The sequence below is a fragment of the Nonomuraea sp. NPDC050451 genome (genome assembly GCF_044458585.1).
Map to the genome: position 1 here is coordinate 99,089 of NZ_JBITHZ010000016.1, position 15,456 is coordinate 114,544.

General features: G+C 71.2%; 13 protein-coding genes. 9 read left to right on the forward strand and 4 right to left on the reverse strand.

Features of this window, described 5'->3' with window-relative positions; all coding sequences use genetic code 11:
• Positions 1–21 precede the first annotated feature (21 nt).
• The 6 genes from ACIBI9_RS38270 to ACIBI9_RS38295 all read left to right on the forward strand — a co-directional run bounded on the left by ACIBI9_RS38270 (position 22) and on the right by ACIBI9_RS38295 (position 6,657).
• Positions 22–717, forward strand: a complete 696-nt coding sequence (locus tag ACIBI9_RS38270) for a hypothetical protein (RefSeq protein ID WP_397229658.1) — start codon at positions 22–24, stop codon at positions 715–717.
• Complete coding sequence (locus ACIBI9_RS38275) at positions 714–1,589, forward strand: LysR substrate-binding domain-containing protein (RefSeq protein WP_397229660.1); 876 nt, start codon at positions 714–716, stop codon at positions 1,587–1,589. The genes ACIBI9_RS38270 and ACIBI9_RS38275 overlap by 4 nt, the downstream gene beginning before the upstream one ends.
• A 70-nt stretch (positions 1,590–1,659) precedes the next feature.
• A complete protein-coding gene (locus ACIBI9_RS38280) occupies positions 1,660–2,844 on the forward strand; it encodes a site-2 protease family protein (RefSeq protein WP_397229662.1) in 1,185 nt (394 codons plus the stop codon).
• 49 nt (positions 2,845–2,893) lie between these two features.
• On the forward strand, positions 2,894–3,454 hold the full coding sequence (locus ACIBI9_RS38285; protein ID WP_397229664.1) for a dihydrofolate reductase family protein: 561 nt from the start codon (positions 2,894–2,896) through the stop codon (positions 3,452–3,454).
• Between the two features lie 195 nt (positions 3,455–3,649).
• Entirely contained in the window at positions 3,650–5,206 is a 1,557-nt protein-coding gene (locus ACIBI9_RS38290) for a polysaccharide lyase family 1 protein (protein ID WP_397229666.1), read from the forward strand.
• A 158-nt stretch (positions 5,207–5,364) separates the two neighbouring features.
• A complete protein-coding gene (locus tag ACIBI9_RS38295) occupies positions 5,365–6,657 on the forward strand; it encodes an ArsB/NhaD family transporter (protein ID WP_397229668.1) in 1,293 nt (430 codons plus the stop codon).
• Here the strand turns inward: ACIBI9_RS38295 and ACIBI9_RS38300 are convergent.
• From ACIBI9_RS38300 to ACIBI9_RS38315, 4 genes are all read right to left on the reverse strand, one after another.
• Positions 6,650–7,108, reverse strand: a complete 459-nt coding sequence (locus ACIBI9_RS38300; RefSeq protein ID WP_397229670.1) for a DUF1348 family protein — start codon at positions 7,106–7,108, stop codon at positions 6,650–6,652. The genes ACIBI9_RS38295 and ACIBI9_RS38300 overlap by 8 nt on opposite strands.
• Positions 7,109–7,178: 70 nt before the next feature.
• Positions 7,179–9,407, reverse strand: a complete 2,229-nt coding sequence (locus ACIBI9_RS38305; protein ID WP_397229672.1) for a xanthine dehydrogenase family protein molybdopterin-binding subunit — start codon at positions 9,405–9,407, stop codon at positions 7,179–7,181.
• The gene (locus tag ACIBI9_RS38310; protein WP_397229674.1) at positions 9,404–10,375 is read right to left on the reverse strand and encodes an FAD binding domain-containing protein; all 972 of its coding nucleotides are present in this window, start codon (positions 10,373–10,375) and stop codon (positions 9,404–9,406) included. Before ACIBI9_RS38310 ends, ACIBI9_RS38305 begins: the two co-directional genes overlap by 4 nt.
• Positions 10,372–10,869, reverse strand: coding sequence for a (2Fe-2S)-binding protein (locus tag ACIBI9_RS38315; protein WP_397229895.1), 498 nt, complete (start codon positions 10,867–10,869; stop codon positions 10,372–10,374). The genes ACIBI9_RS38310 and ACIBI9_RS38315 overlap by 4 nt, the downstream gene beginning before the upstream one ends.
• A 116-nt stretch (positions 10,870–10,985) precedes the next feature.
• Here ACIBI9_RS38315 and ACIBI9_RS38320 point away from each other — a divergent pair, with 116 nt between their 5' ends.
• The 3 genes from ACIBI9_RS38320 (at position 10,986) to ACIBI9_RS38330 (ending at position 15,345) form a co-directional block, all read left to right on the forward strand.
• Positions 10,986–11,630 (forward strand): TetR family transcriptional regulator, encoded by a 645-nt coding sequence (locus tag ACIBI9_RS38320; RefSeq protein WP_397229676.1) that lies wholly within the window; start codon positions 10,986–10,988, stop codon positions 11,628–11,630.
• An 8-nt stretch (positions 11,631–11,638) separates the two neighbouring features.
• Complete coding sequence (locus ACIBI9_RS38325) at positions 11,639–12,394, forward strand: DUF429 domain-containing protein (protein ID WP_397229678.1); 756 nt, start codon at positions 11,639–11,641, stop codon at positions 12,392–12,394.
• A 224-nt stretch (positions 12,395–12,618) separates the two neighbouring features.
• Positions 12,619–15,345, forward strand: a complete 2,727-nt coding sequence (locus tag ACIBI9_RS38330) for a SpoIIE family protein phosphatase (RefSeq protein ID WP_397229680.1) — start codon at positions 12,619–12,621, stop codon at positions 15,343–15,345.
• Positions 15,346–15,456: the final 111 nt, after the last annotated feature.

Here is a 15,456-nt window from a genome sequence, read left to right on the forward strand (position 1 = left end):
CTGCCGCCGCATAGTGGGCGCATGAAGTCCTCGCTGAAGGTCGCGGTCGTCGGCGACTACGACAAGGCGTTCGTCCCGCACGTGGCCACCGACGACGCGCTGGGCCACGCCGCCGATCACCTGGGCGTCGGGATCGAGGTCCGCTGGCTGGCCACCGAGCCGCTCGAATCCGACCTGTCCGGCGTGCGGGCCGCCGACGTGCTGTGGTGCGCCCCTGGAAGCCCGTACCGGAGCCTGCGCGGCGCGCTGGCCGCGCTCCGGCACGGCCGCGAGCACGGCGTGCCCACCCTGGGGACGTGCGGTGGCAGCCAGCACGTGGTGATCGAGTACGCCCGCCACGTGCTCGGGTTCGAGGACGCGCAGCACGCCGAGTACGACCCGTACGCGTCCAACCTGTTCGTCTCCGAGCTGGTCTGCTCCCTCGCGGGCCGGACCATGCCGGTCACGCTCACGCCCGGCTCCCTGGTGGCGAACCTGTACGGGGAGAACGAGGTGAAGGAGGAGTACTACTGCAACTTCGGCCTCAACCCGGCCCACCAGAGCACCCTGCACGAGGGCGGCCTGCGCGTGACGGGCGTGGACGAGAGCGGCGAGGCCCGGGTGCTGGAGCTGCCCGGCCACCCGTTCTACCTGGCCACGCTCTTCGTGCCGCAGACGAGATCGCTGCCCGGACGCCCGCACCCGCTGGTCGTGGGGTTGCTGCGCGCGGCGCTATGACGTTCACACAGCTCAGGATCCTGCTGGCGGTCGCGCGTACCGGCAACATGACCCGCGCGGCCGAGGAGCTGAACACCACGCAGTCCGCCGTCAGCCACGCCCTGCGCAGCCTGGAGAGCGAGCTCGGCCTGTCCCTGCTCGTCAGGGGGAGCCACGGGGTGAGCCTGACCGCTGGCGGGCGGGCCGTCCGCCGCCGCGCCACGCTCATCCTCACCCAGCTCGAAGCGCTGGAGCAGGAGGTGGCCGCGGCGCGCGGGGCGGACACCGGCAGCCTGCGCGTGGGCGTCATCCCCAGCGCCAACGCGCGCCTGCTGCCGCGGATCCTGCGGGCGTTCGGGGAAGCGCATCCGCGCGTGCGGCTCATCGTGATCGAGGGGTCGGACGGGGAGGTGCTCGACTGGCTCCGGACCGGCGCCGCCGACGTCGGCACCATCTCGGCCGGAGCCGTGGCCGCGGACGTGGCGGGGCTGGTCACCCACCCGCTGGCCACCGACCGGATGCTGGCCGTCCTGCCCACCGGTCACGCCCTGGCCACACGTGCTTCCGTGCCGGTCGCCGAGCTGGCCAGGCACCCGTTCATCATGTCGACGGGCGGGTGCGAGCCGCTGATCACGGCCCTGGCGCGGGAGGCGGGGGCGAGGCTGCGCTGCCACTATCGCGTCCGCGACACCAACAGCATCCTCGCCATGGTCGCCGAGGGGCTCGGCGTGACCGTCGTCCCCGAGCTGTCGCTGCCCGCCCACCACCCGGGGGTCCACGCGGTCCCTCTCGAACCGGCCTCCGAGCGCACCATCCTGCTGGCCCTCCCGGCCGACCCGCTCCCCGCGGCCACCGCGTTCGCCGAGCTGGCGGGGGTGCTCAGCGCCTCCTGAACGGCGCTTGACGTGCGCTTTTGCGGGCAGGGTGCGCTTGAGCGAACAAATCAGGCCGCAGGGAGGCGAGATGCGTTCATCCATCCCTTTGGGCCGCATCGGGGGCGTGCGGGTGGGGCTCAACATCAGCGTGCTGGTGATCGTCGCGATCCTGGTGTTCGGGCTGTCCTTCGGACGGTTCCCCGCGGTCTTCCCCGGCTACCCGCCGGCTGCCTACGTGCTGGCCGGGCTGGTGGCGGCGGTGTTGTTCATGGCCTCGCTGCTCGCGCACGAGCTGGCGCACGCGCTGGTGGCCCGGCACGAGGGCATCGAAGTGTCGCGGATCACGCTCTGGCTGCTGGGCGGGGTCGCGGAGCTACGTGGTGAGCCCCGCTCGCCGGGCGCCGATCTGAAGATCGCCGTGGTGGGGCCCGCGACGAGCCTGCTGGCCGGAGTGGTGTTCGGGGCGGTCGCCTTGCTGGTCTCCGGGGCGGCGCTGGCAGGCGGCATGTTCACGTACCTGGCCGGGGTGAACGTGCTCCTCGCCGTGTTCAACCTGGTCCCGGCCGCCCCGCTGGACGGCGGGCGGGTGCTGCGGGCGATCCTGTGGGCGCGGTGGCACGACCGGTCGCGGGCGGCGATCGCCGCCGCCCGGGCCGGGCGCTGGTTCGGATATGCGCTCATCGCGGTCGGCTTCCTGCAGGTGGTCAGCGGGCGCAGCTTCGACGGGCTGTGGCTGGCGCTGATCGGCCTCTTCCTGGTCAACGCCGCCAGCGCCGAGGAGCAGCAGACCCGGCTCGGCACCGTCCTGCACGGCGTCCGGGTCGCGGACGCGATGTCGCGGCAGCCCGTGGCCGCCTCGCCGGACGAGACCGTGTCCGGGCTCATCGACCGGGTCGTGATGCGGCACCATGTGTCCACGTATCCGCTGGTCGCCCCGGACGGGACCTTCGCCGGCCTGGTGACGCTCAACCGGATCCGCCGGGTCGAGCCGGATCGGCGGGGCACGACCCGGCTCGCCGACATCGCCTGCCCGCCGCAGGAGGTGCCGCAGGCCCGGCCCGAGGAGCCGCTGACCGACCTGCTGGCCAGGATGGAGGGGAGCGCCGACGGGCGCGCGGTCGTGCTCGACCCGGCCGGGCGGCTGATCGGCCTGCTGACGCCCACCGACATCAGCCGGACCATCCAGATGGCGGACCTGCGCGGCACGCTGTCGGGGCCGCGCGGCGCCGACCTCGCCCCGCCGTACCACGGCCATCACCGCGACGCCGCGTAGCCACTTTCAGGACCTTAGGGAAGCCGTAAGGAATCCTTAGGACGGCGTCATGCAGGGCCCCGGCGGGCCCGGCGAGGACGACTCCAACGACTTCCCGCACGGCGGCTGGCTGCCGCCGTACGTGGACGAGGGGTTCGGCCGGATCATGGGCGAGCAGCTCGAGCGGGCGGACGGCATGCTCCTGGGCCGCAGGTCGTACGACATCCTCTCGTCGCACTGGCCCAATGTGCCCGACGAGGAGGGCGGCGCCAAGATCAACGGCATGGCCAAGTACGTCACCACCAGGACGCCGATGACGGCCGAGTGGCGCAACACGCAGGTGCTGGTGGGCGAGGCGGCCGAGACGGTGGCCGAGCTCAAGAAGAACACCGACGGCGAGATCATCGTCCAGGGCTGCAGCGACCTCATCCGCACGCTGCAGCGGGCCGAGCTGATCGACGAGTACCGCCTCCTGGTCTTCCCCGTCGTCCTCGGCGAGGGCAAGCGGCTCTTCGCCGAGAGGACCGCTCCGGCCGGGCTGAAGCTCACCGGATCGACCGCCACCGACGCCGGCGTCGTCTACGTCACGTACGAGTGGGCCGGCAAGCCCTCCTACGGCATGGTCGAGTAGCGCGACGCTCTTACAAGCGCTTGCAAAATAATGCAACAAAACTGCACAGCCTTCGCATTGACTCGCCTAACAATCGGTTGCATAAAGGTGTGAAGCGCGCGAGCTCATACCCACGCAGGCGGGACGCGTCCGGTCACTCTGACAACCGGAGGCAACACAGTGCGCAATGGCAAAGCACGCAAGATCCGCTCAGGCATGGCCGCGCTCGCAGCCGGGGCGCTGGTGCTGATGGGGGCGCTGGGACTGCCCAGCGCGTCCGCCGCGACGCTGTTCGCGGACGACTTCGAGGACGGGAACGCCACGGGCTGGTCGAGGTCCGGGGGGAGCTGGTCGGTGGTGGCCGACGGCTCCCAGGCGTACCGGCAGTCCGGCACCAGCGCGGACGCCCGCGCGGTGGCCGGCACCGGCTGGAGCGACCAGGCGGTGCAGGCGCGCGTCAAGCCGATCGCGTTCAACGGCGCGAACCGGCACGTCGCGGTCCTGGCCAGGGCACAGAGCACCAGCAGCTACTACTTCCTCGGGCTGAGTAACGCGGGCTCGGTCGTCCTGGGCAAACGGGCCGGCGGCAGCCCGGCCACGCTCGCCACGGCCGCGGCCACCGTGACCGCGGGCACGTGGTTCACGCTCCGGCTCGAAGCGTTCGGCACGACCCTGCGCGGCTTCGTGAACAACGTGCAGGTCGTCTCGGCGACCGACTCCTCCTACGGCTCCGGCGGCGCCGGGCTGGCCGGCTACTACGCCGGCGCCTCGTTCGACGACGTGCTGGTGACGGACATCGGCGGGCCCACCGAGCCGCCGACCACCCCCACACCCCCGCCGCCCGGCACGTGCTCCACCGCCGGCACGCCCGCCGGGTTCGCCTCGGTGAACGCCTGGGGCCAGAACGGCACCACGGGCGGCGCCGGCGGGCCCACGGTCGAGGTGGACACGGCCGCCGAGCTGATCTCCGCGATCGGCCAGAGCGGCCCGCTGAACATCTGCGTCAAGGGGATGATCACGGTCCCGGCCGGCATGCACAACGTCGCCTCCGACAAGACGATCGTCGGCATCGGCGCGAACTCGGGGATCACCGGCGGCGGGTTCAACATCGGCCTCCCCGCGGACGACGCGGTCACCTCGCCGCCCGCCGGCGCCGTGCACAACGTCATCGTCCGCAACCTGGTGTTCAGGAACGCCACGGACGACTCGATCAACGTCCAGATGTTCAGCCACCACGTCTGGCTCGACCACAACGACCTGGCCGGCGGCTATGACGGGCTGATCGACATCAAGCGCGGCTCCTCGTACGTCACCGTCTCCTGGAACCACGTCCACAACCACACCAAGACCATGCTGCTCGGCCACGACGACGGCAACGGCGCGCAGGACGTCGGCCGGCTGAAGGTCACCTACCACCACAACTGGTTCGACCGGACGCCGCAGCGCAACCCGCGCGTGCGCTTCGGGGAGCCGGTGCACGTCTTCAACAACTATTACGTCTACAACACGGATGTCGGCGTGGCCTGCCAGGCGAACGCCGGCTGCCTGGTCGAGGGCAACTACTTCGAGCGGGTCGAGGAGCCGGTGAGCAATCACTACGCCGGCCCCGCGGGCAGGTGCGTCGCGCGGAACAACGTGTTCGTCGACGAATCCGGCACGCCCGACTGCAGCGGCAGCGTAGAGGAGCCGAGTTCGTACTACGGCTACACACTGGCAGACCCGAACACCGTGAAGGCGACGGTCACCGCCGGCTCCGGCGTCGGGAAGATCTGAGCACGTCCCGCATCAGGCCGCCGCTCAGGGGCCTCTGAGCGGTGGTCTGATGCGGCTTTTGACGGGTTTTGATAGGTTCTTGATGGGTGTGCCGGGAAGTCTGGTCGGCGGTCGTGTCGTCGTTCCCGGAGATCGCCTCTCATGCTCATCGAGTCGCCATGACCGCCACCGCCTGGGTGGCGGTGGCCGCCTTCCTCTTCGCCTACACGCTGATCGCCACCGAGAAGGTGCACCGGGTCGCGGCAGCGCTCGGCGGGGCGGGGGTCATGCTGCTGATCCACGCCACCGACGGGAGCGCGGCGTTCTTCGACGAGCACACCGGGATCGACTGGAACGTGATCTTCCTGCTGCTCGGCATGATGGTCATCGTCGGTGTCCTGAAACAGACCGGGATATTCGAATATTTGGCGATCTGGTCGGCCAAGCGGGCTCGCGGGCAGCCGTTCCGGCTCATGGCGCTGCTGATCGTGATCACCGCCTTCGCCTCCGCGCTGCTGGACAACGTCACCACCGTGCTGCTGATCGCCCCCGTGACGTTCCTCGTGTGCGAGCGCCTGGCGCTGCCGGTGGCGCCGTACCTGATCGCCGAGGCCATGGCGTCCAACATCGGCGGCGCGGCCACGCTGGTCGGCGACCCGCCGAACATCATCATCGGCAGCCGCGGCGGCCTTACCTTCAACGACTTCCTCGCGCACATGGCGCCGCTGATCGTCGTGCTGGTGGTGGTGTTCGTCGGGCTGTGCCGGTGGTTGTTCAGGGCGTCGTTCAGCTACGACCCCGAGCGGGTCGCGGAGATCATGTCGTTGAACGAGCGGGAGGCCATCGCCGACCGCAAGCTCCTGTGGCAGTCGCTCGCCGTGCTGACCCTGGTGATGGCCGCGTTCGTGCTGCATCCCGTGCTGCACTACGAGCCCTCGGTCGTGGCGCTGCTGGGCGCGGGGGTGCTGGTGGCGGCCACCAGGGTGACGACCGAGGAGGCCATCCGCGAGGTCGAGTGGCCGACGCTGGTGTTCTTCGCGGGGCTGTTCGTCATGGTGGGGGCGCTGGTGGAGACCGGGGTGATCGGCCAGATCTCGAAGGCCGCCTCCGAGGCCACCGGCGGCCGGCTCGGGCTGACCACGATGCTGCTGCTGTGGGTCTCGGCCGGGCTGTCCGCCGTCGTGGACAACATCCCGTACGTCGCCACCATGAGCCCCATCGTGGCCGACCTCGTCCAGGCCAACGGGGGCAACGGCCCCGCCCAGGTGCTGTGGTGGGCGCTGGCCATAGGGGCCGACCTGGGCGGCAACGCCACGGCAGTGGGGGCGGCGGCCAACGTCGTCGTCATCGGCATCGCCGCCCGCAACGGCACCCCGATCAGCTTCTGGCAGTTCACCAAGTACGGGCTGGTCGTCACGCTGGTGACCGTCACGCTGTCGGTGCCCTATTTGTGGCTGCGCTACCTCATCTGAGCGGCAGCACGTCAACGCCCTGCTCGTCGTCGCCGCGCGGCCCGAAGATGCGGCGCTCGCTCTCCTCGATGCGCACGTCGTTGATGCTCGCCTCCCTGCGCCGCATCAGCCCGGACTCGTCGAACTCCCACTGCTCGTTGCCGTAGCTGCGCCACCACTGCCCGGAGGCGTCGCGGCATTCGTACTGGAACCGGACCGCGATGCGGTTGCCCAGCACGCCCCACAGCTCCTTGCGCAGGGCGTAGTCCAGCTCCCGTTCCCATTTGCGGCGCAGGAAGTCCCTGATCTCGTCGCGGCCGGTCACGAACTCGTCGCGGTTGCGCCACACCGAGTCCTCCGTGTACGCGAGCGCGACGCGGTCGGGGTCGCAGGTGTTCCAGGCATCCTCGGCGGCCTGCGTTTTGACGCGCGCGGTCTCCTCGGTGAACGGGGGGACGGGCGGGCGTGACATGGTCGTCTCCTCGGTGCCGATCAAACGGCTCCACCGGTCCTTTCCCGCCGTCGGAGGGCGCAAGTCGCGCTCATAGCAGCTTGTCGAGGGTGATCGGCAGGTCCGTGACGCGTTTGCCGGTGGCGTGGCGCACGGCGTTGGCCACGGCCGCGCCCACCCCCGTGATGCCGACCTCGCCCACCCCGACCAGCCCCAGCGGCATCGTAGGGTCAGGCTCGTCCAGGCAGTGCACGTCGATGCGGGGGACGTCGGCGTGCACGGGCACGTGGTAGTCGGCCAGGCTCGCGTTGACGATCCGCCCGGTGCGCGGATCGACCAGCGTCTCCTCCGACAGCGCCAGGCCTATGCCCATCACGATGCCCCCGCGCAGCTGGCTGGCCACCGTCTTCGCGTTGATCACGGTGCCGACGTCGAACACGCCCACCCAGCGCGAGACCCGTACCTCGCCCGTGTCGCGGTCCACCCGCACCTCGCAGAAGTGCGCCCCGGACGCGGCCTTCACCCACCGGCTGCGGTCGCGCACGGTCTTCGCCATGAACCTCAGCATGCCGCCCCCGGCCGCGGCCTCCAGATGGTCGCGGCCCGCCCGGGTCAGGATCGCCGCGTACGTCTCGCCCCTGGACCCCTGGTAGAGCCCGCCGTCGCGGGCCTGCGGATCGCTCGCGCCGCGCAGCGGGGAGTCCGGTGACTTCCGCGCCAGGTCGAGGGCGGAACGCCGCAGCTTGCGGCAGGCCTCCAGCACGCTCGCCGCCGCGCTCGCCGTCTGCCCGGAACCGCCCGCCATCGGGCCGTCGGGGAGGTCGGAGTCACCGATCTCGACGCGTACCGACTCCAGCGGCACCCCCAGCTCGTCCGCGGCGATCTGCGCCTGCACGGTCGCCGCGCCCACGCCGATCTCGTGCAGGCCGCACCGCACCACGACCCCGCCGTCCGCGCCCAGCCGCACGGTGACGCTCGCCGGGAGCTGGAACGCCGGGTGGTACGCCGACGCCACCCCCATGCCGACCAGCCACCGCCCGTCGCGCATCGAGCCGGGCCGCGGATCGCGCTCGCGCCACCCGAACCGCTCCGCCCCCACCTCGTACGCCTCGCGCAACATGCGGTGCGCGAACCGTTTGCCGTCCATCGGGTTGCGCGCCGGCTCGTTGAGCATCCGCAGCTCGATCGGATCCATGTCCAGCTCGCAGGCCAGCTCGTCCACGGCCGATTCCAGGGCGAAGGTGCCGATGGACTCACCCGGGGCCCGCATGAACGTGTTGGAGATCAGGTCGAGCTGGACGAGGCTCTGGCGCAGGCGGATGTTCGGGGAGTCGTACAGGTGCCGGGAGGCCGAGGTGATCTGCTCGCCGCCGCCGCCGACCCGGCCCGTCCTGGCGATGCTGGTGTGGATCAGCGCGGTCAGCCTCCCGCCCGAGTCCGCGCCCAGCGCGACCCGCTGAGTGCTCGGGGTCCGGCCGCCGACCGTGTGGTAGACGCCCGCCCGGGTGAGCGCCAGCCGTACCGGGCGCCTGGTGGCCCGGGCGGCCAGCACGGCGAGCAGCGTGCCCGCCCACACCGAGCCCTTCCCGCCGAACCCGCCGCCCACGTAAGGGGACAGCACGCGGATGTTCCGCTCGGGAACGCCGAACCGCTGCGCGAGGTGGCTGCGCAGCCACGCGATGCTCTGCGTGCTCTCGTGCACGGTCAGGCGGTCGCCGTCCCATACGGCGGTCGTCGCGTGCGGCTCGATCGCGTTGTGGTTGTGCGGCGGCGTGGTGAAGCGCAGGTCCACCGAGACCGCCGCGGCCGCCAGCGCCGCCTCCGCGTCCCCCTTGTTCGCCGCCGCCGGCATCAGCGCGTTGCCCTTCTGCGGGGTGGCGTTCGGCTCCTCGGCCGCGAAGTCCACCACGGCGGGCAGCTCCTCGTACGTGATCCGTACCAGGCCCGCCGCGTGCCGCGCCGCCTCGGGCGACTCGGCCACCACGACCGCCACGGGCTGGCCGTTCCAGTGCACCTCGTCCGTGGCCAGGTAGTTGACCGATGTCCCGATGACCATCGTGCTGGGGTTCAGCAGGCTCCGGGAGGGCGGGGGCTTCATGGCGGGGGCGTTCTCATGGGTGAGAACCTCGATCACGCCCTTCGCCGCGCGCGCCGCGTCCGCGTCGACGGCGGTGATGCGGCCCCGGGCGATCGTGGAGTGCACGAGCGCGGCGTGGGCGAGGTCCGGGTACGGGTGCTCGGCCGCGAAACGGGCCTGCCCGGTGGTCTTGGCCCGGCCGTCGAGCCGGTCGACGGGGCGGCCGACGTACTTGATGCTCATGCCAGCTCCCTCAGCGTCGCCACGATCGTGGCCCTGGCCAGGTTCACCTTGAACGCGTTGCCCGGCCGGACCGTCGCGGGCGCCAGCTCGGCGTCGGCCGCACGGCCGAACGCCTCCTCGGTCGCCGGGCCGCCGACCAGGGCCCGCTCCGCCTCGTGGGCCCGCCATGGCTTGGTCGCGACGCCGCCCAGCGCCAGGCGGGCCGCCGCCACGGTCCCGTCCCGCACCTCCAGCGCCGCCGCCACCGAGACCAGGGCGAACGCGTACGACGCCCGGTCCCGCACCTTGCGGTAACGGGAGTTGGCCGCGACCGGCGCGGGCGGCAGCTCGACCGCCGTGATCAGCTCGTCGCCGGCCAGCGCGGTCTCGACCTGCGGCGTGTCGCCCGGCAGCAGGTGGAAGTCGGCCAGGGGGATCCGCCGCGTGCCGCGCACGCTCCGCACCTCGACCGTGGCGTCCAGGGCGGCCAGCGCCACGCACATGTCGGACGGATGCGTGGCGATGCAGCTCTCGCTGACCCCCAGGACCGCGTGCCCGCGGGTGAACCCGCCGAGCGCGTCGCAGCCGCTGCCCGGCTCGCGCTTGTTGCAGGCGTGGGCCTGGTCGTAGAAGTAGTTGCAGCGGGTCCGCTGCAGCAGGTTGCCGCCGACGGTGGCCATGTTGCGCAGCTGGGGGGAGGCGCCGGCGAGCACGGCCTGCGACAGGACCGGGTAGCGGGCGCGGACGCGGCGGTCGGCGGCGAGCGCGCTGTTGCGTACCAGCGCGCCGATGCGCAGGCCGCCGCCGGGCAGCTCGTCCACCTCGTCGAGCGGCAGGCCGGTGAGGTCGACCAGCTTCTCGGGACGTTCGATGCCCTCGCGCATGAGGTCGACCAGGTTCGTGCCCCCGCCCAGGAACTTGACGGCGGGGCCGACGGCTTCCAGGGCCTCGTCGATGTCGAGCGGTTTCACGTACGCGAACGGCTTCATGACGCCTCCTGCGTGGCGACGTCCTTGATGGCGTCGAGGATGCCGTTGTAGGCGCCGCACCGGCACAGGTTGCCGCTCATGCGCTCGCGGATCTCGTCATCGGTGAGCTCGATGCGCTCTGCCGTGGGGTTGACGGCACTGGGCATGCCGGCGGCGTACTCGGTCAGCATGGCGACGGCCGAGCAGATCTGGCCCGAGGTGCAGTAACCGCACTGGAACCCGTCATGGCGTACGAACGCCTCCTGCATCGGGTGCGTGCCCTCTTCGCCCTTCGCGATCCCCTCGATCGTGGTGATCTCCTTGTCCGCGTACTGCACGGCCAGGGCCAGGCAGGCGTTGATCCGCACCCCGTCCGCGAGAACCGTGCACGCGCCGCACGCGCCCTGGTCACAGCCCTTCTTCGGGCCGGTCAGCCCGAGGTGGTCGCGCAGCGCGTCGAGCAGGCTGACCCACGGCTCGATGTCGAGGGTCCTGGGGACGCCGTTCACCCGCATCCGTATCTCGGTCACACGCTTCTCCCCTTCGTAGGATGCCGACGCTAACAGAACGGTGTTTCCTTAACAAGAGAACGTCGTCCTCTAAAGTCTGGTCACCTATGCTGGAGCGCGACATGAAGCGGGCATTCGTACGGGCCAGGCGGCCGGAGCACAAGCAGCAGCGGCGCGAGGCGATCCTCGTGGCCGCCCGCGATCTCGCCATGGCCTCCGGGGTGCGCAACGTCAGCCTGGGCGCGGTGGCGGAGGCCGTCGGGCTGGCGAAGTCAAACATCATGCGCTATTTCGGGACTCGGGAGGAGATCTACCTCATCCTGGCCGCCGAGGAGTGGCGCCAGTGGGCTGAGGCCGTCACCACCCGCCTCGAAGCCTCGGACGATGTCGCGGCGGCCCTCGCGGAGACGCTCGCGGACCGGCCCCTCCTGTGCGACCTCCTCAGCCAGACCGCGACCACCCTGGAACACAACGTCTCCATCGAGGCGGCCCGCACGTTCAAACGCGCCATCCTGGCCGTCATCGCCGACGTGGGCGCGCAGGTCGCCCGGCTCACGGGCTTGAGGGTCGACGAAGGGGTGGAACTGGTCTCGGCCGCCACCGCCCTGGCCGGCATCCTCTACCCCATCGCGAACCCCTCGCCGATGCTCGCCGAGCTCTACGCCCAGGACCCCGACATCGCCGCGACGTGCCCCGACTTCCTCCCCACCCTGATCCGCGCCCTCAAGGCGCTGCTCGCCGGCCTCCCCACGCTCAGAGAGGACTGAGGCCGCGGATGGTGACGGTCGGCGTCGATCTCGCCGCGGAGGCGGTGCGAACCGCGGTGGCCTGGATCGACTGGCCGGCCGATCGCGCACGGCTCGTCAGGGTGGTGGCCGGGGCGGACGACGCCCTGATCGTCGAGGCGATCATGGCCGCGGACAAGGCGGGGATCGACTGCCCGTTCGGGTGGCCCGACCGCTTCGTCGACTTCGTCACCGCCCACCGCGCCGGTTATGTCCAGGTGCCGCCGGGCCTGGCTGGCCGGGCCTGGCGCCGCGATCTTGCGCTACGGGTCACCGACCAGGTCGTACACCAGCAGACCGGCCTGACCCCGCTGAGCGTGTCGGCCGACCGCATCGCCCACGCCACCATGCGCTGCGCCGCCCTCCTGGCCGAGCTCGCGCGAAGGGGCCGGCCGGTCGACCGGAGCGGTGCCGGGGCCGTCGTGGAGGTCTATCCGGCGGCCTGCCTGAAGCGGTGGGGCCTGCCGTATCGGGGATACAAGCGTGCCGCCAACCTCGCCGAGCTGGGCCACCTCGTGGACCGGCTCCAGGAGGCGGCGCCCTGGCTGGACCTGGGTGAACACGAGGCTCTCTGCCGGGCCTCGGACCACGCCACCGACGCCGTCGTGTCGGCCCTCGCCGCCCGCGCCTCCGCCCTCGGCCTGGTCACCGTACCGACGGGAGAGCAGGCGGGCGCGGCGACCACGGAGGGCTGGATCGCCCTGCCCACCACGCCCCTGGACCGCCTCGCCACCGACGGTCGATGACCCTCGAGCAGCTCTTGACCCCGGCGAGCTGGGACGTCCCAGCAGCTCGGAAACTCCTACGCCGCAGGCGGCCTCATTCGTAGTTGTAGTCTGTATATATCGCCATAAATATGCAGATTCCTCTCGAATCAGTGCCGCAGGCGCGTCCCAAGGCCCGGGCTCCGCAGGATCGCACTTGACCCCGCTGGAGACCCTGGTGACGTGGTGAAGGGCAGGGAATGGGGATGGGCGAACGGCGTGCGCAAGATCAGCAGATCATGTGGACGGACCTGGTTTCCGAGGAGCGGAAACGGCTCCTGGCGGTGGTCGGTGACGATCTGCGGGGGATCGAGGTCCTGCGGTTCGCGATCCAGCAGGCGGTGGCCGATCTTGCCGGGCTGGGCGGCATGGTGCATCTCGGCAGTCCCGGCTACGGCGGCGGACTGCGCCTGGCGGTGACCAGCGGACTCCCCCCGGCCTTCACCCGGGTGTGGGAGCGCATTGACGGGAACGGTCCACTCGCCCCGGCGCGCGCGTTCCGGGACGGTGGGTTCGTACGGGTGTCCATGGCGAAGCTCGCCGGTGGGATACCCGAGGATGGCGCGACGGCGAGCCGGCGACCGGACAGGGCCGCAGCCGAATCCTGGTCCTGGCCGGTCGGCACGGCGATGGCGGCCGTCCCGCTGCTCGGCCCCGGCGGTCCGATCGGCACGCTCTCGATCGTGACGGTCTCCCCGCACGAGCCGTCGGCCGGGCAACGGGCCTTTCTCGACACGCTGGGCCGCTGGGCCGGCGAGCGTCTGAGCAAGTCCACCGCGCCTCCACCCGGTCCGGCCCTTCCGGAACAGCCCACCGACGCGCATCCGCAGCAGGACCTGCAGGCGGTCGGCACATGGGACTGGAACATCTGGACCGGTGACGTCATCTGGAACGACGCGATGCTCACCGTGCTCGGCCTCGATCCGGGCACCTACGGGCGAATCGAGACCTGGATGGGCACCATCCACCCCGAGGATCTGCCGTGGGTGCTGTCCGACATAGACGAGGCGATCCGCACGGGGAGGATGCACAGCACCGAGTATCGAGTGTGCTGCCCGGACGGGACGTCCGGCTGGGTGCGGGTCCGTGGCCGGCCGGTGTTCGATGAGAACGGTGAAGCGGCACACATGGTCGGCACCCTGTGGAACGTCACCAAGACCCATGACGTCCTGGAGACGGTCATGGAACCGCAGACGCGTGACGCCGAGCGCGCTTCCGTGGCGCGGGCCTCCCATATCAGGCAGTTGACCAGGGCGCTGGCCGAGGCGGTCGCCGTTCGGGACGTCGTGGACGCCGCCGCCGATCACATCCTGCCGTTGTTCGGCGCCTCCGGGCTGATACTCGCCTTCCTGGAGGGTGACCACCTGCGGCCGGTCGGGTTCACCGGGTATCCGACGGAGGTCATCGATCAGGTGGCCCGGATGCCGGCCTCCTGGGGGCTCCCGATCACCGGGGTCCTGCGGGAGCACTCCCCGATATTCATCAGCTCGCTCGAGGAGTGCATCGAGAGCTACCCCATGACAGCCGATCTTCCGGTGGTGGGAGACAAACAAGCGTGGGCCTTCCTGCCGCTGATCGCCTCGGGACGTCCGGTGGGTAGCTGCGTCGTCTCCTTCACCGATCCGCGCCAGTTCACCGGCGAGGAGCGCAACCTGCTCACCACGCTCAGCGGGCTGGTCGCCCAGGCCATGGAACGGGCCCGCCTGTACGACAGGGAGCACACGCGCGCCCAGGAACTGCAGCGCGGGCTGCTCCCACGCGAGCTGCCCCGCCTGCCCGCGGTCACCGCCGCGGCCCGCTACCTGCCCGCCGGCAAGGACATGGAGGTGGGCGGCGACTGGTACGACGTCATCCCGCTGTCGGCGGACCGCGTCGCCATCGTCATCGGCGACGTCATGGGACACGGCGTGACCGAGGCGGCCACCATGGGCCGCCTGCGCACGGCGGTCCGCACCCTGGCCGACCTGGAACTGCCTCCCGACGAGCTGCTCACCCACCTCAACGACGTGGTCAGCGACCTCGGCGACGACTTCTACGCCACCTGCCTGTACCTGGTCTACGACGCCACCACCCGCTCCTGCGTGCTCACCCGCGCCGGCCATCCGCCGCCCGCCGTCGTCCACCCCGACGGCAGCGTGCACTTCCCCGACGCCGATCCGAACTCGCCCCTCGGCGCCGCCACCCCGCCCTTCGACACCGTACGGATGGAGCTGCCCGAAGGCAGTCTGCTGGTGCTGTACACCGACGGCCTGGTCGAATCCGCCACCCTCGACATCGACCAGGGCATGGCCCATCTGGCCAGGACGCTCAGCGGCACGATCTCAGGAGCTCTGTCCGGGCACGAGGATCATGCCGCCACGCCGGACGCGACGAGGCTCCACTGCGCCGAGTGCCTCGAATCTCTGTGCGACAGTCTCGTCACCACTTTGCTGCCGGTCAGGCAGGGGACAGCCGACGACGCCGCGCTGCTGGTCGTCCGCACTCACGCGCTGCCGAAGGACGACATGGCCAGCTGGCCGCTGCCCGAACACCCCAAGGCCGCCGGCGAGGCCCGCGAACACGTCCGCGCCCAGCTCAGCGCCTGGCACCTGGACGACCTGTCGATGACCACCGAACTGCTGGCCAGCGAGCTGGTCGGCAACGTCGTCCGCCACGCCAAGGGCCCCATCCACCTGCGCCTGCTCCGCAGCAACGTGCTCACCTGCGAGGTCTCCGACGGCAGCCTGACCACGCCCCGCATCCGCCGCGCCGCCGACACCGACGAGGGCGGCCGCGGGCTCCAGCTGGTCTCCGCGATCTCCCATCGCTGGGGCACCCGCTTCACCGACTCCGGCAAGTGCATCTGGACCGAACAACCCCTCGTGCGCCCATCACCTGCCCTGCTTCCGGAGCAGAGCGGCCTGGACCTGTACGACCTGCTGGACGATGAGTGAGGCGCCCCACGATCGGGCACTGGGGCTCATCGCCGTGACGGCTCTCCTCCCCGACGACCTCACTCCGGAGGAGCAACTGCTGCTGATGGGGAAGGACTGCTCACGCTGCTT